Origin of the sequence: Nostoc sp. KVJ3, from assembly GCF_026127265.1 — a bacterium.
Classification (GTDB): domain Bacteria; phylum Cyanobacteriota; class Cyanobacteriia; order Cyanobacteriales; family Nostocaceae; genus Nostoc.
This window is the reverse complement of sequence record NZ_WWFG01000008.1, coordinates 24782-46949: the sequence shown is the minus strand read 5'-3', so window position 1 is coordinate 46949 and position 22168 is coordinate 24782. Positions and strand designations below refer to the sequence as shown.

Annotated in this window: 18 protein-coding genes and 3 pseudogenes; 8 read left to right on the top strand and 13 right to left on the bottom strand. The window is 40.6% G+C overall.

Annotation, left to right across the window (positions count from 1 at the left end):
• Window positions 1-276: 276 nt before the first annotated feature.
• From GTQ43_RS37795 to GTQ43_RS37780, 3 genes are all read left to right on the top strand, one after another.
• Window positions 277-1734, top strand: a complete 1458-nt coding sequence (locus tag GTQ43_RS37795; protein ID WP_265277786.1) for a flavin monoamine oxidase family protein — start codon at window positions 277-279, stop codon at window positions 1732-1734.
• A 1082-nt stretch (window positions 1735-2816) separates the two neighbouring features.
• On the top strand, window positions 2817-3533 hold the full coding sequence (locus tag GTQ43_RS37785; RefSeq protein WP_265277785.1) for a transposase: 717 nt from the start codon (window positions 2817-2819) through the stop codon (window positions 3531-3533).
• Between the two features lie 531 nt (window positions 3534-4064).
• Complete coding sequence (locus GTQ43_RS37780; protein ID WP_265277093.1) at window positions 4065-5039, top strand: SMP-30/gluconolactonase/LRE family protein; 975 nt, start codon at window positions 4065-4067, stop codon at window positions 5037-5039.
• A gap of 245 nt (window positions 5040-5284) precedes the next feature.
• Here GTQ43_RS37780 and GTQ43_RS37775 read toward each other — a convergent pair whose 3' ends face one another.
• From GTQ43_RS37775 to GTQ43_RS37750, 6 genes and pseudogenes are all read right to left on the bottom strand, one after another.
• The gene (locus GTQ43_RS37775) at window positions 5285-5629 is read right to left on the bottom strand and encodes a hypothetical protein (protein ID WP_265277092.1); all 345 of its coding nucleotides are present in this window, start codon (window positions 5627-5629) and stop codon (window positions 5285-5287) included.
• Between the two features lie 212 nt (window positions 5630-5841).
• A complete protein-coding gene (locus tag GTQ43_RS37770) occupies window positions 5842-6108 on the bottom strand; it encodes an alpha/beta hydrolase family protein (protein ID WP_265277784.1) in 267 nt (88 codons plus the stop codon).
• Complete coding sequence (locus GTQ43_RS37765) at window positions 6027-7829, bottom strand: S9 family peptidase (protein WP_265277782.1); 1803 nt, start codon at window positions 7827-7829, stop codon at window positions 6027-6029. The genes GTQ43_RS37770 and GTQ43_RS37765 overlap by 82 nt, the downstream gene beginning before the upstream one ends.
• A gap of 386 nt (window positions 7830-8215) precedes the next feature.
• A complete protein-coding gene (locus GTQ43_RS37760) occupies window positions 8216-8737 on the bottom strand; it encodes a GNAT family N-acetyltransferase (RefSeq protein WP_265276942.1) in 522 nt (173 codons plus the stop codon).
• A gap of 428 nt (window positions 8738-9165) precedes the next feature.
• Window positions 9166-10014, bottom strand: coding sequence for a GNAT family N-acetyltransferase (locus tag GTQ43_RS37755; RefSeq protein WP_265276943.1), 849 nt, complete (start codon window positions 10012-10014; stop codon window positions 9166-9168).
• Window positions 10015-10258: 244 nt separating this feature from the next.
• Window positions 10259-11581 (bottom strand): annotated as a pseudogene (locus GTQ43_RS37750) (APC family permease); the annotation flags it as partial.
• 378 nt (window positions 11582-11959) lie between these two features.
• On the opposite strand from GTQ43_RS37750, the gene GTQ43_RS37745 reads away from it, so the two are divergent.
• The gene (locus GTQ43_RS37745) at window positions 11960-12151 is read left to right on the top strand and encodes a hypothetical protein (RefSeq protein WP_265277781.1); all 192 of its coding nucleotides are present in this window, start codon (window positions 11960-11962) and stop codon (window positions 12149-12151) included.
• 453 nt (window positions 12152-12604) lie between these two features.
• Here the strand turns inward: GTQ43_RS37745 and GTQ43_RS37740 are convergent, their stop codons facing one another.
• The 7 genes and pseudogenes from GTQ43_RS37740 to GTQ43_RS37720 all read right to left on the bottom strand — a co-directional run bounded on the left by GTQ43_RS37740 (window position 12605) and on the right by GTQ43_RS37720 (window position 17183).
• Window positions 12605-12808, bottom strand: a complete 204-nt coding sequence (locus GTQ43_RS37740) for a hypothetical protein (RefSeq protein ID WP_265277780.1) — start codon at window positions 12806-12808, stop codon at window positions 12605-12607.
• Window positions 12809-12879: 71 nt separating this feature from the next.
• Window positions 12880-14287: pseudogene (locus GTQ43_RS37735) on the bottom strand (ISLre2 family transposase).
• Between the two features lie 140 nt (window positions 14288-14427).
• The gene (locus GTQ43_RS37730) at window positions 14428-15618 is read right to left on the bottom strand and encodes a transposase (RefSeq protein ID WP_414859192.1); all 1191 of its coding nucleotides are present in this window, start codon (window positions 15616-15618) and stop codon (window positions 14428-14430) included.
• A gap of 63 nt (window positions 15619-15681) precedes the next feature.
• Window positions 15682-15738, bottom strand: a pseudogene (locus GTQ43_RS41985) (hypothetical protein); the annotation flags it as partial.
• 19 nt (window positions 15739-15757) lie between these two features.
• Window positions 15758-15994: a hypothetical protein gene (locus GTQ43_RS41980; protein WP_414859191.1), complete on the bottom strand. Its 237-nt coding sequence runs from the start codon at window positions 15992-15994 to the stop codon at window positions 15758-15760.
• 96 nt (window positions 15995-16090) lie between these two features.
• A complete protein-coding gene (locus tag GTQ43_RS37725) occupies window positions 16091-16285 on the bottom strand; it encodes a hypothetical protein (protein WP_265277779.1) in 195 nt (64 codons plus the stop codon).
• A gap of 4 nt (window positions 16286-16289) precedes the next feature.
• A complete protein-coding gene (locus tag GTQ43_RS37720) occupies window positions 16290-17183 on the bottom strand; it encodes a hypothetical protein (protein ID WP_265277778.1) in 894 nt (297 codons plus the stop codon).
• Between the two features lie 231 nt (window positions 17184-17414).
• Here GTQ43_RS37720 and GTQ43_RS37715 point away from each other — a divergent pair, with 231 nt between their 5' ends.
• The 4 genes from GTQ43_RS37715 to GTQ43_RS37700 all read left to right on the top strand — a co-directional run bounded on the left by GTQ43_RS37715 (window position 17415) and on the right by GTQ43_RS37700 (window position 22167).
• A complete protein-coding gene (locus GTQ43_RS37715) occupies window positions 17415-18671 on the top strand; it encodes an ISAs1 family transposase (protein WP_265270955.1) in 1257 nt (418 codons plus the stop codon).
• Window positions 18672-18726: 55 nt separating this feature from the next.
• Entirely contained in the window at window positions 18727-19215 is a 489-nt protein-coding gene (locus GTQ43_RS37710; protein ID WP_265277777.1) for a hypothetical protein, read from the top strand.
• Between the two features lie 78 nt (window positions 19216-19293).
• Window positions 19294-19899: a hypothetical protein gene (locus tag GTQ43_RS37705; protein ID WP_265277776.1), complete on the top strand. Its 606-nt coding sequence runs from the start codon at window positions 19294-19296 to the stop codon at window positions 19897-19899.
• A gap of 18 nt (window positions 19900-19917) precedes the next feature.
• Complete coding sequence (locus tag GTQ43_RS37700) at window positions 19918-22167, top strand: CHAT domain-containing protein (RefSeq protein WP_265277775.1); 2250 nt, start codon at window positions 19918-19920, stop codon at window positions 22165-22167.
• Window position 22168 lies beyond the last annotated feature (1 nt).

The window sequence follows — 22168 nt, the reverse complement described above, 5'->3', positions numbered from 1 at the left end:
GTTACTTAAAAATTCTGAAAATAGCCAAAAGTATTCAATAAAAATCACTGCGATAACCCTTACTGATCACAGGATATATTAAATCAGGCTGTAATAATGCTGATATTTTAGTTATTGCAAGTACTGACAACTCAGACATAAAAACAATATGAGGCTACTTATACAGGTGGAGCACGTTAGCAGCGGTTATACTATAGGATTTTAAAAGTCTGCAAGTAGCTGTCGTTTGACATTGCCGGAAGTTGGCACTCAAAACTTTAAAGGAATAAGAACATAATGTTGAAAAGCTGGAATCGCCGCGAATTCTTATGGGGAGTGAGCCAATCAGCCTTGGCATTACTGGTTATGGGTCGGGCATCTGGGCAAGTGGTGGCGGCAAGTAAGCCGACTTCAGTGCTGGTTCTTGGTGCGGGTCTGTCTGGCTTATATACAGCGTTGTTGTTAGAAGCCAAGGGTTTGTCTGTGACGGTTTTAGAGGCACGCGATCGCGTCGGTGGTCGCGTCCATACTTTAGATGATATCCCCGGTAAGCCAGAAGCAGGGGCACAAGCTTTGAGCGAAAGATATCGACGCTTGTTAGCACTGGCTGAACGCTTGCAAGTCCCAACTGAGCCAAGCCTTGGCTTAGACAAGGAATCGCTGCTGTATATTAGAGGGCAAGCAGTATTGCCCAAAGACTGGGCTATTTCTGCCGCCAATCACTTAGCAAAGAGCGAACACTCTCTGCTTCCCCAAGAATTGCTGAGTCATTATCTCCGCAAACACAATCCCCTAGAAAATGCGAATGCTTGGATCAAGTCGAAATATTCAGATATAGATATTCCCCTAGACAAGTATCTCCGCGCTCAAGGTGCCTCAAATGAAGCTTTACGATTAATCGACTTTAATCCCGCTTCTCTATTCAACAGTATAAATACTACCTCTGCACTATGGGCATTACGGAATGACCAGCGCGCCCAAACTCGCAGCCAGCACCCAATGCATATTCAGAGTGGTAACAGTCGTTTGCCAGAAAAGATGGCAGCCTCTCTCAAGTCTCCTGTGCAGCTAAACAAAGTGGTAGAGTCGATTCGTTCTCAGGCAACAGGTGTAAAAGTTTACTGCTCAAATGGTTCAAAATTCGATGCTGATTATGCGGTGGTGACGTTGCCGTTTTCGGTGCTGCGCCAGGTAGAAATTACCCCACCATTACCAAAGATACAGGCACAGGCGGTGCAGGAATTGCCCTACACAGCAGTGACACAGATTCGCTTTCAGGTTGGTCATCCATTCTGGGAAACTGATGGCTATCCGCCGATGATGTGGACAGACTCACTACTTGAAAGTGTGTTGCCGGTTCGAGACAAGCAGGGGTGGGTGCAAAGCTTAGTCTCCTGGGCAACTGGAACTAATGCCAAACAGTTGGATGCCATGAGTGCAGACACATTAACCAAATATGTTACCTCGGAACTGACGCGAATTCGCCCTGGAACAGAGGAAAATGTCGAGATTCTGCACGTTGTTTCTTGGGGACGCGATCCCTATGCTCTGGGCGCTTATTCCCACTTTGCCCCCGGACAAATCCGGCGCTTTCAAGACAAAATGGCTAAACCCTGGCAGCGAATTCACTTTGCAGGCGAACATACTGCGATCGCATCTGGTGGGATGGAATCGGCACTGGAATCAGGAGAGCGAGTGAGCAGCGAGATTTTAGCTCGCATTGGTTTGTTATCGCCCCAAGCACAAGCACCATGACAAATTTTATGATTGTAAATGAGCGATCGCTATTCAGATTTCGCTTTGCGGTAGCCTTCAGCACTCAAAAATTCCTCATTCACCAGTGACAGAATTTTGTCTGTGTCTTTCCCTTTGTCCAGTTTTCTCTGCTTATTTGGAATAAAGGATATAACAAGAATGGCACTAAGAAAAGCTCTAAGCTATGCGGGATAGGCACTACAGATTTTAAAGCTATTGAACAGTGAAAGTTCAGATAGGGAGCAATGCGATTGATCCTGTGGTACTGCGATGCGATCGCCACTGACTCATGGTGAGTACGCCATCGCTGTGCCTGACAAAGACAGTGGAGTTAGATGTACTGATTGTCCAAAAATTTTTTAGGTAGGAAAAGCTTACTCGTTCATGAAATACTTTCCTTGATACGAGCAAGCCAACATCATAAATACTACTGTGACACTACGAGTAGAAATCCTCAAGGATAAATTCAGCCAAAGTTTGGGACTACCTTTTAAAGAACTATTGCCAGAGTCTGTGATAAGCCTTGCAATTTCGGAGCTAAAAATTAAATATAAAAAGCGGTTATTTGACCCATTAATAACTTTATGGGCATTTTTATCACAAGTGCTGGATACTGATAAAACTTGTAATAATGCTGTGAGTAAAATAATTGCACATCTAGCTGGTGAAGAAGTAGAAGTCCCTTCAACAGATACCAGTGCTTACTGCCAAGCTAGGGCAAGGCTTCCAGAGAAGTTATTAGAAAAACTTTTCAATTTCTCGGCACAAAGCTTAGAACAGAAAGTAGCAACAGAATATTTATGGTGTGGTCGAAATGTCAAAGTAATAGATGGGTCAACTGTCTCGATGCCTGACACTGTAGAGAATCAAAAAGAATACCCTCAGCCCAGTAGCCAAAAGCCCGGATGTGGCTTTCCAATTGCCAAAATTGGTGTGATATTCAGTTTAATAACAGGAGCTACCGTTGCTTTGTGCATCGATGTTCTGAACACTCATGATATCAAATTAGCAAGAAAACTATACAGTTTTCTTAAACCAAATGATGTGCTTTTAGGGATAGAGCGTTTTGCGCTTACGCTGATATGTTTGCTATTACTAAACTTGGTTGTGATGCAGTATTTCGTAAGCATCAATCTCGGACAACAACCATGCGAAAAGGGAAAATTGTTGGCGATTGCGACAAGCTTGTTACTTGGTATAAGCCTAAAAGATGCCCACAAGGATTGAGCTTGGATGAATTTTTAGCTCTACCTTCTGCCATAACTGTGCGAGAAATTTACTACTACATTGTTATTCCTGGTTTTCGCACTCAACAAGTCAGCTTAATTACTACTCTTTTAGATAAATCTTCTTATTCTACTCTCGAATTTGTTGGACTTTACGGTAAACGTTGGGATGTTGAATTGAATTTGAGGCATATAAAAACTACCTTGGGTATGGATATTCTCCGATGTAAAACACCTTCAATGATACGTAAAGAAATTCATGTGTATTTACTGGCTTATAATTTACTTCGGAGCTTAATGTGGTCGGCTGGGACTACTTACAATACTCCTCCAAATCGTTTATCGCTTCAAGGTACTCGACATCATTTACTGAATTTTATTCCTAAATTAGAAACTGCTCACTCTCAAAAACGTATCCGACTTTATCGTAGTTTGCTGAAAATTATTGTTCACAAGGTTGTCCCCGACCGTCCTGGACGCAGCGAACCACGAGTCACCAAACGCCGCCCCAAAGCTTACCCCAGATTGACCAAGCCCAGACATGAATTACGTCATCAATTGCAAACGGCTTAATTGATAAGGCTTTCCGCTTTTCTTAGTGCCATTCGGATATAACAATAAGACGGTCAGGGGTATCACGGCTCATTTCACCCTTTGCACTATGCTGCCACTATGACCCAAGTATTGCCCCCTTACAGCACTTCCGGCGGCTATGAGGTACATCCTCAAAGCTGAAAGCTATGATAGGAGAGGGGCAAGAGGAAAACTGTATTGCATAATAGCCGGAAGCGCTGTAAGCCAATATCGTAGTTTTGGAAGGCTCAATATATAAGGTTTTTTTCCCTTTAACCTTTTTCAAAAATCAAATATGAGTCCTATATTCTGTTAGTATATTTATTTCTACTGATAGACATATTGACAAAAATAAATCTATATTCTCTATTTTGAAATATTGCTTATCTGCGTAACTAGCAACTTGAATTAATAACAGAAATGTTACGAATGTATGATTAACTATACTAAGTCATTATAGTTCTGTTAGCTAACAAAATTATGAGGTTTTTCAATTTTTGTCAGATCGGTGTCCCACTGATAAGTTTCGCATTGCTAGGGTGGATAGCCCCAAGAGCTAACGCAGCCCTTTTAGTCGGGAGTTATAACAATAACTCCGTCCTGCGCTACGAAGAAAAAACGGGAGAATTCATTGATGAATTCGTTCCTTCTGGTAGTGGAGGACTACAGGGAACAACTGGTTTAACTATTGGGCCGGATAATAATCTTTATGTAAGCAGTATTTTGAACGGTAGTATCCAACGTTACGACGGGAAAACAGGGAATTTCATTAGTACCTTTGTTCCTTCCGGTAGTGGTGGACTAGATGCACCTGAAGACTTAGTTTTTGGGCCTGATGGCAACCTCTACGTTACCAGTATTAACAGCCGCACTAGTAATAGTGTTCTCCGCTACAACGGACAAACAGGAGCTTTTATTGATACTTTTGTTCCTTCAAGTAGCGGCGGACTCACTGCACCTTTTGGTTTGAGCTTTGGTTCAGACAATAACCTCTACGTCAGTAGTGTTCTAACGGATAATATTCTTCGCTACAACGGACAAACAGGAGCTTTTATTGACACTTTTGCTACAGAGGCAAAAGGTTCAGAACCTGGTGGTTTGACCTTTGGAGCAGATGGCAATCTATATGTTGCTAATTTTGTGAGTAACAATATTTCGCGCTTTAATGGAAAAACAGGAGCTTTTATTGACACCTTTATTCCTGCTGGCAGTGGGGGACTTAACGATCCTCTCAAGCCAGTCTTCGGCCCTGATGGAAACCTCTATGTTAGTGGCTTAAATAGTAACAACGTGTTGCGTTACGACGGCAAGACAGGAGCTTTTATTGACACCTTTATCCCTGCCGGTCGAGGTGGATTAAATGGGGCTGGCTTTTTAGCTTTCACTGAAGACAGCACTATTATTCCTGAACCTAGAATGACGCTAGCTGTGTTGGCATTTGGGGCTACGCTAGGAGCAAGCAAGCTACTGAGCCGTAAGCAAAAAAGTAAAATTTTACTCGGTTGACACTAATGATAAGGCAGTGAGCTTTTATGATGATACTTGGGGCGATTTCTACTATCAGTCCAGCATTGCTCTTCACCTTTAGCACCCAATTTCAATTACTATACCATATCTGCGATGCTGTCTCCTAAATCCTTTGTGAGCAAGCCTTTCAAGACTTAACGGGAAAAGTCAGTGTCTACGACGGGCTGCGCCTACGCTGGCACTACCAATAAAGTGCATTAGCGTAGCTCACCGTAGGTATAGCTTTAGCGTTTTTGGCAATTTAGAATGGTAGGGGCAGAAGCTTGACGCTGGGAATACTTAACTTCCCATCCAGGTAAATTCCACCAGACAACGCGCTTTTCTGGTTGTAACCAAAAGTCTAGTTGTTTGATTTTGCCATTCTCAAAAACTAGTTTCGGGAACGTAGGATAGTCACGATCATCACTCTCGCTATAGTTACGTCCAAGATAGTTAAAACAAGCCTTTAATCCCTGAGTAACTCCCAACTCTTCAACTCCAATGCCTTTCAAGGTCGAGTTATCGTAGCTGAAGCTGCCATTGAACGATTTGCCTGCTAACCACCAGGGGCAAAGTAAGTTTGGAAGCATTGCTGTATATGCTCTTTAGCTATCGATAGACCTGAAAATATTTAAACCATTATCGCTTTCAATTAACCAAAGTTACCACAATGTTGGAATGAAAGAATAAGGGTTTTAGCTATGTTATCGTATACTACAAGCTGAGTTTTTATACTACTTGCCCCTGGTGTCAGCTACGCTATATCTGCCCCAAATACTGCGGCAAGGGGATACCATGATGCTCATAACCCATACTTATCATACCAAGTAAGATAGCGTTGTAGGCGATCGCGCTGGTAACTCGGCTTGCTAATACCGTGGGATTGCTCAGGATAAATAATCAATTGAGTCTCAACCCCTAAAATTTTGAGTGCGTCATACATCTGCTCGGAGTTATGCAACGGAACAACAGTATCCCGATCGCCACTCAGAAATAGTGTTGGCGTGACAATTCGGTCGGCGTGCAGGAACGGAAAGGAAACTCGTAGCCAAGCATTGAGGTTTTCCACGGTACGCCCAGTTCCGGCTCGACGTCAGAAAACACGTTACCGTATGCTGCCAAAAAATTGGAAATACTAGCTCCACTTACCGCAGCTTTGAAACGGGTATCTTGGGCGATAGTATAGTTTGTTAACATACCACCGTAGCTCCATCCACCGATTCCTAACCGAGATGGATCGGCTATCCCTTGTGCCTGAACGTAGTCAACAGCAGCAAGGACATCTTGGACATCTTTATTTCCAAAGTCAGCGTAAATAGCCTTTGAGAACGCTTCACCCCGTCCCGAACTACCCCGTGGATTAACTGCAACGACAACATAGCCGTGAGCTGCAAACATCTGCCAGTCAAACATAAACTGGTTTGTGTACTGATCGACTGGGCCACCATGAAGCTGAAGGAGTGTTGGGTATTTCTTTCCTGGTTGAAAATTTGGTGGTTTGACTAAGAAACCGTGGATTTCGGTACCATCTTTACTCTTGAAACTAATTTCTTCTGTGGTTCCTAATAGAAGTTGGACAAGCAATTCCTGGTTTTGGTGCGATATTGAACGCAGTTGAGTGCCTTTGAGGGTGAAAACCTCACTCGGTTCCTGTGGCATTGAGGATAACAAGGCAATCCTATCGTCACCCCCGAAGTCAAAGGCGCTGATATTTCTACGTCCAGCTAGCAATCGCTCTATCTTGCCGCCTGCTACTGGTACTTTTGCGAGGTGAACATTACCATCGTCTTCCAGCAAAAACAGAATTGATTTGCCATCAGATGTAAAGCGTGGCTTAACAACATTGCGATCAAGATTTGCGGTTAACAAACGTGGAGTACCTCCTTCCGTTGGAATAACCGCAAGATGGTAAACGGCGTACTCAAGTAGCTTTTGAGGGCCTCCTTGCAGGTAGGCTATTAACTTCCCATCTGGACTCCAAACAGGTCGGCTACCCCAGGAGGGATCGCAATTGGGACTTTCATTGGTAGTTATTTGACGTACTTTTGCTCCTGGTTGGGCAACGATAGTGTAGACATCCCAATTGTTATGGCGATGAAAATCAACACCACGCTTGCTGACAAAAGCAATCTTGTTCCCATCTGGAGACCATTCGGGCAAATATTCATTAAACTCACCTGGTGCCAGAATATCTGCTTTGTGAGTTGCTAAGTCAAACACATAGAGATGTTGGCGACTTTTTCCGAGATATCCTTTAAAGCCATCAATGACAATTGGCTGCGCGGTCTTTTGTCCGTTCCGAGTTTCTTGCGGTGGATCTTGGGCGATTACAGCTAGTCGTTTCCCATCGGGCGCCCAAACCAAATCAGAAACACCTCCTGGAAAATCTGAAATCTTTTCTGCTTCTCCATCGGTAAGGTTCAGCAGCCAAATTTGATTGCCTCCACTCTTGGACTGACTACTGGAGAGAAAAGTCAGGTACTTTCCATCGGGACTGAAACGAGGGGAACTTTCGCTATCTTTGCTGTTAGTTAATTTTCGGGTGCGGGAGCCATCCCACGAAGTCATATAAATATGGTTGTTGACAGAATCATTATTGATATCGGTACTCTCGACCGTATAAGCTATCCAGGCTCCATCGCGAGAAATTTGCGGTTCGCTGACTTGGTGGACAGCAGAGAGATCGTCTAGGGTAATCAGCCGCTTGGACGTTGCCTGAACGTTGAGATTCATATTGATCAAAGCAGCGATCACAACACAAGCTAATGCGAGTTCTCTCAACCTTTTCATTTTTGTTATAAAAATTAGCACTGATGCTTATCTTACATCTGTTAGTCACAATGGTTGGGTTTTTTATACGTCCCCTCGAAAAGGGGGAATAGCAAAAACGAGGTTTGGCATTATTACCTTCAAATCCTTGTCAGCAAACTTTTTCCCACCAACGTGTCTCAGAAACTGTACTTTTTGAGACATACCAAAATCATGTCTCTTTTTATGTCTCAAAATACAATTCTCTCAAAGTCTAAGGAATAATGAGACGTTATCTTAGAAAATCTGCCGCTTCTCAGTCATAAAAATCCTAATCCTCCTTTTCGAGGGTTTGTACAAAAACCCCCATCTTCTATCATCCTTGTTAAATAAGGCTTTGAAGCTAGATTGTCACTTCCTCAGCACAATTACTCTATGATTTCTGTTTTGCATAATTCCCATATCAACGCCTTACCTCGTGTTTCTATGAGCCGCATTCCGATTTTTTCTAGCACCCGCTTTGAAGCTATATTATCTGCATCGCATCCAGCCGTAACTTTTTCTATACCTGGTTGACAAAGCGTCCAATCCATCATTGCTTTTGTAGCTTCAGACGCATAACCTTGCTGTCGATATGATGGAACTATGATATAGCCTATTTCCACTGAACCTGTGGGATCTGGGAGAATTTTGAGCATAAGGTAACCAATGAGTGTCTTTTCTGCTTTATGAATGATTAAACTTCCCCATCCCCATTCACTTTGTAACGGATTCTCGCACAGGATATCTGCAATTGTTGGCAAAGATTTACCAAATATTTCATTACGCCAGTTGGGTAAAACTGTAACCGCCAGAACTCTTGCTAATTCAGGATTCCCAATGATTGCTGCTTTTATTATTTCCTGCGTAAAGGGTACTAAATATAATGATTTAGTAACAACATTTTCCATGATTATGTACTTAAAAATCTGGGACACGAGAAATTGATTTTGAGATTGATTTTATATGAAAGGGGTGAAATGAGCAGTGATACCGAAAGTTACGCTAAGGACTTGATGAACCGCTTTCAATATTGCGATCGCCACGGATAAAGCTGTACCAATTGAAGTCTCTGAAAATTAAGAGCTTCAAACCCTTGGTGTGCCGTATTAAATAGCCGCACCAAATAGCCTATAGGTTAATTGGTACATCGAGAATTGTGAAAAATATCGATTTGCAGAATGCTTATCCAGTAAGGATTACAGCCTTAGCGTAAGTTTCTGTACGATTGCTCATTTAGCCCCAGCACCAGGAGATTAAGATCCGTGCTACCAAAAAAGGCATGACCATTAAGGAATATATGATTGCTCTAGTTGAGGAGGAGCTAAAAAGGTTAAACTTAACCTAATTCCAAAGTAGTAACACCAAAAACATTGTGCCAATCAATGTTAGGTGACTCTTCTTTGTACATTCGGACACATTCAAACATAGGGTTCATTTGATATTTTTCAAATAAGATAATAGCGGATTTATTAATATTAGGAACGTCCACATAAACAGGACTTCCTTCAGCATAAGTAACTAAGGCTAAAAATAACTTTTTTGCTATGTCTTCATTTTCCGCAAATAAAGGGGCAATTTTAAAGCCATCCGTCGCTTTTCTAATCACTCCATAACCTACCAAATCAGCATCGTTGATAATAGCGTAACCTTGCCCATGAGGTTGATTAATCCATGTCGAAAGAAAATGAGGACGATAACTAGGAAAATATCGCTGATCATAACGACAAAGTTGTTCAAAATCAATAGTTTTTAAATCCCTCACATCGGGCAAGATTTTTCCAGAAATTATCCCTTGATAACGGAGATGAGAATGAGCAGGTTTAAAACCAAATCTTTGATAATTATTAACTTGTTCTAAGACAGCATCTAAAGCAGCAGGTTGATTAGAAATTAACTTCAATGCTTCAAGCCATGTTTTTAAACCAAATCCTTTTTTTCGTTCTTCGGGTTTAACAATATAAATACCAATAAAATTAAATTTAGCACTATATCGCACTACAGAAATACAGCTAATAGGTTTCCCATTTAATTCTCCAATTAAAAACCCACCTGGATCGGCAATATAAAAATTATCAACATCATCAATACCCGGATTCCACCCCTCAAAAGCTGCCCAGCTTAAGACAATTTTTAGATCATCTTTGGTCATGGTACGAACTTGAAAATTATCTTCTGTAATAGTCATTTTTTTGCTCCTGTTTAAAATCTTGCAAGCGCAACAGCCCTCGTCATTCCATTGTTTTTACAAAACTAAACATACATATTTTTTTCGTGCCTACCTACTTAAAATAGCTTTTTTTGTGAGCTTTACCCCATTCTCATAGGTTGGCATAATTTATTTTCTGGAAGTCCCTAAAACTCCTAATCCTCCTTTTCGAGGGTTTGTACAAAAAACCTTTACACCATCATTCAAGAGCGATCGCTTTTTTCTAACTGAGGGTTTCAGTTTCATCAACGACAAATAGTCTACCTGCCTGACGAATAGCTTCGGGTTTGTGAATTTGCAGAAACCTTAACACTCCGATGCCCAGCAATAGCCAAATTAAGACGACAACTGGTGCTAAGTGAAGGGGTGCTGGTGGAGGGGGATAAAGAGTGCCAACTAGAACACCACTAATCGTAATTATCGAGAGCCAAGGTAGCAGAACATAACGCAACCAACCAAAGCGAATCGTAGAGTTTTGCTCCAACTGAGCGCGGCGTTTTGTCGAGAAATATCGAAAACACGCTAAACTAGTCAATCCATAGATCGCTAGGGCAGCGATCGTTAAAACTATACCCAGAAAGCCAAACGCCTGAATCGGTGTCCACAGTATTCCCAACCCCAACCCCACAAACGCAGAACTGCCACACAAACCGAGAATGGCATTTGTCGGTGTGCGATATGTGGGATGAATGTGCATCAACCAACGGGGAAATAGTTCTTCTCGACTTATGGTATAGACAATCCGAGCAGCAGCGTTGAGAAAGGCAACGGCAGAGGCATATCCAGCCATAATGCCGGCAAAATCAATCAATAAGGCAAACCCATTGCCCCAAACGTGACGCGCAATCGTATCGAAGGGGGCAGCATCTTGGGACAAGGCTGCCATGTTATGAATGCCATATCCCACCGTTGCCACATATGACATCAGTACATAGAACACGCCGACTAAAACTACGGTGATCACCGTCGCTTTCGGAATTGACTTTCGGGGGTTTTGAACTTCTTCACCCAACGTGGTTGCGGATTCAAACCCGACGAAACTGAGGATAGACAAAATGACACCGGCAATCAGGTTACTCTGCTGTGGTAATCCCGTCAGCGTGAAGGGTACGAGCGTCAGTTGTCCGGTTTTACCAGCTTGTATCAACACTATGAGCGCGAGCAACAGACAAACGCCGAGTTCAAACATCAATAGCGTCAGATCCAATTGCAGCGAGAAGCGAATGCCACGATAACACACTGCCCCGACGATCAAAGTGAACAAGCAATACCATAATGTCCAGTTTAGGTGTAAGCCGAACCAGTGCAGCAACAGCTCTTGAAAATTCGCACTCATTACTAGAAAGACAAAGGCAATAGCTACACCAAAGGAAATTAAACTCAACCAGCCAGCGAGAAAGCCCCAGCGCACTCCTAATCCTTGAGTCACAAAGGTATACAACGAGCCACTCGTGGGAAACTCCGCTGCAAGTATGCTGATTTGATCGGCAACCAGCAGAGCCACCCCAAAACCAATGATGTAACACAACGGCATCGCTGCACCGACGAGTCCCGCTTGGGAATGGTATTAAAAAAGATGGCACCCACCGGAGACATCGCAGCGACTGCCATGACAACCGCATGGCGCAATTGCAGCGTATTGCGTTGCAGCTTTGGGGATTGGTTTGAAGAATTTGTAGCAGGTGTCATATCCAAGGGTGGTTTTTTGCTGATACTGCTTATCATCCATCAATAGAAAAATGAGCGCAACTTCTTGTTTGAATTCTGTGATTAGACGACACCAATCTCAAATAAGCATTGTTGTCGTGTACCACGGTATTTGACCTCGCTCCCGCACTATTTGATCGCTCTTGGTCAAAGGTGAAATGTAAGCACAGAGAAGCTTATAACGATGTAGTCTGCTATATTATCGGAAGTTTTTGGAGTGGTGCATAATCCATCTTTTTGGAAAAGAGTTTTCTGTCCAAAATTAGTTTTTGCAACACAATCGAAGCAGCTACCTCCAGCCTTGGACGATCGCAGCAATTCTCATTATGAGAATGATTATTCCTTACGGGAGCAATGCGATTTTGTGAGGTCTGGTCAAAAACAAGCGATCGCTAAAAATTATATTTAGGTACAAGGTGATTTTATTTGCAAATAAAATACTGATTTACATGAGAATTAATCTTGATGAGATATCTCACAAAGATTGCTAGCAAGTCATTTGACAATTATGTTTAAAAATATCTGCAATCAGTCTTTTATACTGAGTATTAATTATCTCAAGAAGAAATTAAAGACAGGATTAAAGTATAAAATTTATCAAGCAGTTTGAGGTTTAATAAAGGAATTAAAGATAAAAGTACAAAAATTATCCCAACTTCCAGCTACTGTGATTTTACCCCCTGCATGACCAAATTTTGAACCATAACGTGACCAAAAGTTAACGTAATTTCAAGCTTTTGAGCCAATCAATAACTTAACTTTATGAATCAAATTATGTCCGCGTGTTTTAAATGTGAATCATAATACGACCAAAAGTTTTATTTTGAGACTTGGTAAAAAATGCCGAGCAAGACACACTAATTTAGTCGAAAATTTTAAACTTTCGGTCAAAATATGATTCAAAATGTCCACAATATGGTTCAAAAATATGTTTCGCCAGAAACTGAGTGATAAAGCGATCGCCTGAAATCTGAATTTTTATTTCTCTCTCATCGCGGTACGGTACAAATGAACTATTTGACCATGTTCCTTGCTGTAATTGAGTTTTGAGTTTTTTGAACTCCATTTATAGCTTTGAACTATATGTTGTCCTAGTACAGAGTGAAGTATTTCGTGACCGTTTGGCTAAATTATCGTTCAAATCACAGCTACCCATTGACAACGCAGATGTAAGATAATTTCTGCATTTTCTTTCAACCAAAATTTACTATTACCCTTGATTCTTAAGTTGACAACTTGACGGATTAAACTCTCAATTGCCCCACTACCTATTGGTAGTTTTTGGTCTAGTATCTTAGCGTAATTTAAACGCCTTTCACGATAGGCACGTAAAAGGTAATTTCTCTGTATAACCATAGTTTTACAACGCTCTCCCGTGGCTTCAAAGATAAATTCATCCATCTGCCTAATTATGGTCATAGCATTACTTTTTTTTAAATTTCTCCGTGCTTTTTTAAACCAATTATTCCGCTCCTTATCATCACTAAACGCTACATCAGCAAATTTCTGTAGTCGCTCATTAACATGGTAAAAATCAAATAATTGATAAGTCGCATCGGGAGATTTCATTTTTTTTTAAAGAGGTGGAATATGTTTCCAAATCCATTCAGCACCGTCAGCAATTAATAAAACTTGTTTTGCTTGACTAATTCCTAAACTAATCAGATGCATTTCTAAAATTGGTAAAAAGCCTTTATAGTCTTCATAAGTGCCATCATTTACAATCTGGATCTCGTTACTTTTGACTTTTTTTCCCTGTTCATCAACCACATAAATTGTTACTAATTTTGGCTCAACCCATTCCCCTATAAAGCCATGCTTGTTTGTTTTGGGATTTTTTCTACCTTTTTTATTAATCCTAATTTTACTCCTACCACCATCTACAGCAATTACAACCCTCTGGTCTTTAAGTATATTCCCATCAGGTAATTTCCCTTGTTGCAAGTTAGATATTTTAGTTTGACGTAAATCGATGCCGATTTGACCAAATTTATATGTCAATCGTTCAATTCGTTTAACACTAATATTAATTCCCCAATCGTCCAGGATTGTATGTGCAGCTTCAAAAGAACTAGCTATGGCACCACCTAACAGCAATATCTGACCAAACTAATGGAGTTAGTCCCTCTGACATTCCTAACCATTTTAACAAGGGACAGAATCCAACATGAGTAGATTTATTCTTCGCTTTTTTTTCTTTTTTTTGAACAACGTATGGTAATTTGAGGCTTACTACAACATTACCTACTGTTAATATTTCCCTCTTCGTATAACCATGTTTTCGCGTGTCGGTATGCCACCAACCTTTGGTTTGATTAATTGCTGTTTTATGAGCTGACTCTGATTGAGAAAGCTTATGCAATAATATGGCAATACATTGACCTGCTAAAACTAACGCAGCCTGTCTGATTTTTTCTTCTGTTTCTTTAACTATTCTTCCAGACCATTCCTCGATATTTTTAAAATCTAAAAGTTTTGTAACATCCTCTTGAAAATCTGATAATGAATCAGCGAAATTTAGATTCGCAGATATGTTTTTTTCCATAAAGGTAGATACTTCCTATTTCAAAACTATTCCTGAAAGGAAATTTTACCTTTTTTATAGTCGCAACAATTTACAGAAATCTCGTTTTTGGTACAGGTTGTATTTCTACTTAATATTACTAATATTAGTGTATCAAATATTTAGTTAATACGTAAGAAGTGATTAGCGATCGCTTGTTTTTGACCAGACCTCACAAAATCGCATTGCTCCCAAGTTCCTTCAACACCAGCACGGGTGTTATAACGCTCTTTCCACTCATCAGTTTCCTGCTGTTTACGGATAGTTTGAAGGATCTGGTGTTCTTCTTGTGGGCGCAATCTTAATTTTCTTGGCTCACTTTCATTTTTTGATTTGATACACAAATGCCTAAAATCACAACGGCGGCAGACCTTGGAGGGAAACTTCACGTTAATTCCTGAATTACCCCAATTATCAATTGCAGGAGTCCAAGTTGTACTTTTTTGTCCTTGAGGACACGTAACTGTTTTTGCTGACCAGTCAACTGTAAACTTGCTTATGTCATACCCACCTGGTGTTTTCGCTTGCCAACTCACATTTGGGCGTACTGGGCCAATCAGTTCTATATCAAAATCAATTTTACTTTTTACCAGTAATTCACTATCTACGTATCCTGCATCTACGATATGTTCTTTTGGAGATAAGCCTTTTGCTTCAAGAGATAAATGAATTGGTTGTGTTTGGTCTACATCGGATAGATGGGCTTGGGTCGTCTCCACATTTGTAATTAAATGGACATCGTTAGCATCACAAGTTTCCGTAATGTGTACCTTGTACCCAGTCCAAGTCTGGGTGCGTTTGTTACCATAACGGGCATCAGTATCATAAGGAGAGTCAAAATGCTGCCCTGCCGGGGGTAAATCTGCTGCGTTACGCCAACATAATTTACCTGGTTCATCGTCTTTAACATTTGTATAATCTATGTAGTATTGATGCACCCAAGTTTGGCGGAGGATTTCTATTGCTGGTATTTGCCGCAGCCATTGAGGTGTCGTTTCTTGTTCGTATATGGCTATTAATAGCTGCATCCCATCATTACCAATAGTTTCAGCTAATTTATATCGAGCAGTCACCCCTTTGGGTAAACGGTACTCTTCTAACGCACGTCCGTAACGTTCAAACCATTCATGGGGAACCCAAGAGCGCAACCATTCTGGGGCGACTGTAGCAACTGCGTTTAATCCTGCACGCAAAGTTTCGGCTACAGTTTCAAGGCGATTCAAATTACGAATTGCTGCCAATACATGGGTTGAATCGGTGCGCTGTTTTCCTTTCTCTTTAATAATTCCTTTTTCTTTAAATTGCTTTAACAAGATATCTAGTAATTTCTGTTCGGCACTTCCTTTGATTATTCGGACTCTGAACTCGCAGAGTACACTAAAATCAAAGCCTGGATCTGTTAATTCTAGGGAGAGTGCATACTTCCAATCAATTCGGCTGCGAACTGCATAACTAGGCTTGTCTGTCAGTCATGTCCTCGATATATTGCATGACGCAGACCAAAGCTAACCGCCAAGGGCTAAAAGCGGGTTGCCCAAGTGTTGGAAACAGTGCTTCAAAATCTTGGTCATTGTAGAGAGTACCGATTTCATCCCTCATAGTCTTGTAGAGATTGCCTTTTGGGAAAGCGGCACGAGCCACACGCACTGTTTCTTCTGGGATGGGGTCTATGGCTTGCGGTTGAATCACTCAATTCCTCCTTCACCGCAGGTGATGGTAGATGCTTGTTCATTAATATCATCCCATTTTCCTCAACGTCTGCTCGCTTTAGCATTTGTAGGGTTTTCAAATGTAAAGAAATATTTCGCCAACAGCATCAGGTGGTAAAGTGTCCCATGTAATTTTTGACCAGTCAGGTGCTTGAGTCTGGTATTTGCCTTGAGAATAATTAACGGTTGGTATATCTGCTCTCGATGCTGGTGGCAAAGTCATTGGAATTAACGCACTTGTTATAGCCAATAAATAATTTTGAAATTTCATGATTTTACTGTGATTGCCCCCATTGAATTAATTGATTAAAAACTTGTGCTGAAATTCCAGAGCGAGAAATTGCTTCTTCTCTACTCTTTCCCAAGCGGAGTAGCTTCATCGCATCTTGGGCTTTGTTCCAGTTAGTTGAACCCACTTTGACTTGACCATTACGATTTGCAACTGCTAACCCGTAAGCAAGAGCATTAGCATCATTTCTTACTTGGGGAATACCAGGGGATATTGTAGAGTTTGTAGTTTTTACAGGTGTAACAGCAGCCACTCTTTCTTGCGGTGGCGCTGTAGTTGTCACAGGCATTTTGTTTTCTCTAACTGTTGGCACGATTTGCGGTTTAGTTCTAATTATCGGCAGTGGTCTCAGAACGTCCGGCTTAATCACCAGACTGGTGTATGATGGTTGTCCTGTTGCAGGAATTAATTTAAACTGGTATTGTTTCTGCCCATCCGAACCACTAGTAATCACGGTAATTTGGGTACTGCCATCACTGCTATTGGTCATATTGGGGAAACTTATTGGTTTGATTTGACGTAGAAAAATGACTGTTGCATTGGCTTGACCACAGTTAGAAGTCGAATCATTTGACGAAGAATTATCAGTTTTTTGGCATAAGCTTCCATTTGAAGTAAAAGAGATACGAGTCGGATCTCCAATCCAGACTTGTTTAATCGTTTCACCAGTCGGAATGAAGTTAATTGTTAATCCATATCCCCGCCAAACTTTCAACTTTACTCCAACAGAGCTAGTGCCTTGGGCATCCTGCGAGTAAACTGTTTTAACATTCCCAGCTAGAACTGGAGCCGGAGTCATAACTAATAAACCAATTAATATACTTAAGGTTTTGGAGAGGAGTAAGGGGGAAGTAGAAAACCAACTAGAGCTAATTTTCATAGAGAAATCGTTTGATTAACAAATATCTGAACCTTTGTATTAGCTGGCACTACAAACACTTTGCTATCTGACTGTAAAGATCAGGGTAAGCGCATCTAATTTGGTATAAAGAAAACTTGACAAGTTCTAGAAGATAGTATTAATGAATGTGTAAAAAATAGACTTGACGACCGAGCAAGATCAATGAGATGAATTCAATTACTCGATTGAAAATCTCCTGGAGCCAAATTGATGTCAGAGGGCTTTGAAACTAAATCTGCTGATAGTGTCAAAAATACTCGTTGTCAGCCAAAATCAAGAAAAATAGCAGACATTGGCAGTATTCAACAAAGTCTAGTTGAGCATTTCTCGGATATCAAAGACAAGAGAGTAGAGCGGACGAAGAAACATCAATTCACAGATATCTTAGTCATCGCAATTTTAGCAATCATAGCTGGAGCACAAGGGTGGGAAGACATCGAGAATTATGGCATCAGCAAGCAAACATGGTTAGAAGAGTTTCTGGCATTACCAAATGGTATTCCCTCAGATGATACATTTCGACGAGTGTTTGAGTTGATCGACCCAGAAGCATTAAATCGATGTTTCTTGAGATGGGTAGAAACCCTAATCACAAACATGGGAGGAGAAATTATCCCCATAGATGGAAAGACAATTAGGGGTTCTTATGACCGCAATCAAGGTCAAAGCGCACTCCACCTTATAAGTGCCTGGGCGAGTGAGCACAGTTTAGTGTTGGCACAAGTGAAAGTAGAAGATAAATCCAATGAAATCACCGCCATTCCAGCACTGTTAGAAATGCTAGACATCTCTGGCTGTATCATCACCATTGATGCAATGGGAACACAAACCGAAATTGCCAAACAGATTATCGCCAAAAAAGCTGATTATGTCCTGGCACTGAAAGCCAACCATCCCATGCTCTATTCTCAAGTCAAAGAATGGTTTGACAAAGCGCAAGCAGAGCAATTTTCGGGGATTAATGTTAGTTATGACAAACGGATTGAAAAAGCACATCATCGCACGGAAATTCGTGAAGTTTGGACTGTACCCATTGCGGCTATCGGTGAGCTTTATCAACCCAAATTATGGGCAGGTTTGCAATCTCTAGTTATGGTTGTCCGTGTTCGTCATCTTTGGAATAAAACTACTCGTGAGGTTCAGTTTTATCTCACTTCTTTAAACAGTGATGCTCAAATTATCGGTCGGGCTATCCGAAAACACTGGGGCATTGAAAACGAGGCTCACTGGACTCTCGACTGTACTTTTGCAGAAGACGCTTGTCGCATTCGTTCTTTCCACAGTCCCCAAAATTTTGCTCTTTTACGACGCTTCGCTCTCAATGCTCTTAACCGTGAACAGACCTACAAACGTAGTCTTCGTCAAAAAATGAAACGCACCGCTATGGATAACAATTATATGATTCAGGTTCTCAGTTGTTTCATTGACAATACTTTAGATTCTTCTGATTCCTTGTGTCAAGCCTGATTGAGATGCTCTTACCCTGGTATCAACAGGTAAGTTACTAAATCAGGATGGAGGATTGATCACATCTCTCACCACTGGAATTGGAGATGGAGGAGATATAGTTTTGAATGCAACTGATTCTATAGAGTTGACTAACTCTCCACAGTTGATTAATTCGGGACAATACTATGTACCCAGCTATTTAGCATCTCAAACCTTTAATACTGGTATATCTGGCAATTTAACGATAAATACATCAAGGTTAATCGTAGGAGATCAAGCATTCGCCAACACTTCTACATTAGGATTTGGCGATGCCGGAACTCTTACCATCAATGCCTCTGATATGGAGATAAGTGGTTCAATAGGTGCATCCACTACTAAGGCAGATATGGCAACTCAAGAACTATTCGGTTCTCCTCCGATGCCAAGTGGCTCTCCCGGAGAAGTTAATATTAATGCTAGATACTTGAGCCTAACAAATGGTGGACAAGTTAATATCACGAATGAAGGAACAAGTACTGCTGGTGGTAAGCTTACAATCCATGCTGATTCTATTTTTTAAAATAACAAAAGTTCTATTACTGCCTCTACTGCTTCAGGTGTTGGTGGTGATATTCAAGTGAATGTAAGAGATTTGCTTTTGAATAACAAAAGCTATATCACAGCATCCGCAGATAATCAAGGCGACGGGGGAAATATCAGAATCAATGCAGATATTATATCTGGCTCAAAAAACAGCAGTATCGCCGCAGATGCCTTTGAGGGTCGTGGTGGAAATATTACAATTAATGCTCAAGGACTATTCTTTTCCGCTGATAGCTTGATTACAGCTAGTTCCAAATATGGAATCAACGGTACAGTTAAGTACAACATTCTTGAGCCTAATATTTACACTACTAAAATAAAAGCAGAAGTGATTGCAATAACTCCTCAAATCACCGCAGTTTGCCCAAGACAAGTAGGCACAGGAAGAAGTAGTTTTGTTGTTAATAGTCGCAATCTACAATCTAAGCCTAACAATCTGATGTATAACAATGTTGAGGACAGTAACTCTCTTCCAGTTCCAGCTTTTAATAATTCACAAAATCCCAAATTATTCTTCAGTAACCAACCCACACAAGTCATAGAAGCCAACGTTTTGATTCGGGATTCTCAAGGTAATTTAGTTTTGACGACAGACCAAGCAAATCTAACCTGGGATAATGCTTCATTGTCTGCAAGTTCTTGTTTTCCAGTATCTCAGTGATGATAAAAAGATAGAAAAATGATCTCACCTCAATCTTGCTTTAAATATCTCTTATCAAGCGTTTTAGCATTATCTATAATTTTCATTCAATCATCTTCCCCTGCCCAGACTGTAAAAAAAGAAAAAGAATTTCTCAAAAATCAAGCGGCATCCCTGACTTCATCAGGTCACGAACAATTAGCTCTAGATCAGGCGAATGAAGCTTTAAAAACTTGGCAGGAATCTACCAAAATTTATCGCCAACTAAACGACCAAGAGGGTATTACGGAAAGCCTGATTAATCAAAACCTTGCTTTCCAAGCATTAGGATTACATAAACAAGCTTGCAATACACTTTTAGAAGCTTTAAAGTTGAATACAATTCTAGATATTTGCGATCCGATTTTGCAGCAACCTGCTATTGATCAAAAAGAGCAGCTGACGGCAGTAATCGGTAAGCAGAAAGCAACATCAGTTAACTTGCTTGGATTACAGAATCTCGGAGAAGTCTTGCGGATTTTAGGTCAGTTAAATGAATCTGAAACAGTTCTACAAGAAACATTAACGCTGGCAAAACTTGTATCCTCATCAAAGATTAGTGGGATTTATCTGTCTCTGGGTAATATCGAACAGTCAATTTATCAGCAATTGCAAGATAAATCTTCTTGGATAGAGGAACCACTTTTTCGAGAGCAGATTGCTAACATTATTCCCCAAAAAGCGCAAAAATCACTCTGGTATTACCAAACACTAGAAAACATCCCAAATATCTCCAAATCAGCTAAACTGCAAGCTCTGTTGAATCACTTAACTTTACTGATAAGTTGGGAACAATGGCTCAGTCATCAACAAAATCAAGCAAACCTCCATCAGAAAGTTAATCAACAAATTAGAGTATTGGTAAATCAAATAGATGACAATTCTTCTGCCTTTTTGGAGTTATCACCTGAGCCATCTATTCATGCTCGGTTGAATTTTGCTAATAACCTCAGCCAGATCCCAGATGAACAATTGAAATCAATAGCGATTCGATATAGTAAATTAGCCTTGAAAATGGCTGAAACTATTAATAGTATCCGATGGTTATCCTACAGTTTTGGGACTTTGGGGAAATTATCAACTCAAACAAAACAAAAACAGGCATATTTTCAGAAGGCTTTAGGATTCGCTCAATCAATTCGGGCTTCGGATATCGCCTACCAATGGCAGCAGCAGTTAGGACTAATTTACCAAAAGCAGGGAAAAACTGAGTTAGCGATTCAGAACTATAATGCTGCGATCGCAAACATGACTGAAGTGCGTGATAGTCTTTTGTCAACTAACGGAGATTTGCAGTTCTCTTTTCAGTCAGAAATGGAGCCGACATATCGTAATTATATGCGATTGCTCTTAACATCACCTAATCCTGATTTAAAAAGAGTAATAGAGATAAATGAAGGATTGCAGATAGCACGCTTAGAAAACTTTCTCAGATGTGGCAAGCTTGACCTTGTTGCTTTGAATCAGCTTCAGAACCTCAATCGCGCCCCAACAGTAATTCACATTATTGATTTAGGGGATACTATAGAAGTAATTGCTCAGTCAACAGATGGCTCACTTCACCACCATTCTATTGAATCTAAACTAGTTCGATTCCAGATAGATCATCTTTTAGAAGCTTTACAAAATGAGAATTTTTCTGAGGTTGACAAAAGTAGCATTACTACTTATTCTCAAAGAATTTATGAAAAGCTAATTACACCAATTCAAACATATCTACCCACATCAGGAACACTCGTATTCACTTTAGATAAATCTTTTCAAAGCATACCAATGGCATTGTTATATGATGGAAAACATTATCTAATAGAGCGTTACAGTCTTGCCGAAACTTTAGGTTCCAGAATTAGACAACCTAGAGTCTTGCATCAAAACCAGATGATAGCTTTAATAGCTGGACTCTCAAAAGTCAGCCCCAGTTCTACAGATCCAAATGCACCTAAAGACATGGAGAATTTGCTCCCTTCTAAACAAGAAGTAGAAAATGTAGAAAGACAAACCTTATCATCAGTAGCCTTGTTAGACGATAAGTTTACCCTGAAAAGGTTCAAAGAAGAACTAACTCAAAATAATTTTCCTATTGTACATATTACTACCCACGGTCAATTCAGTTCTGACCCACTCAAAACAGTACTAGTAGCCTATGACAAGCTAATTAATATTAGAGACTTTGACAGCTTAATCAGAGGTAAAACCGAAAATAGTCAAGATGCAATTGAGTTACTTGTTCTCAGCGCCGAATGGCACTAAG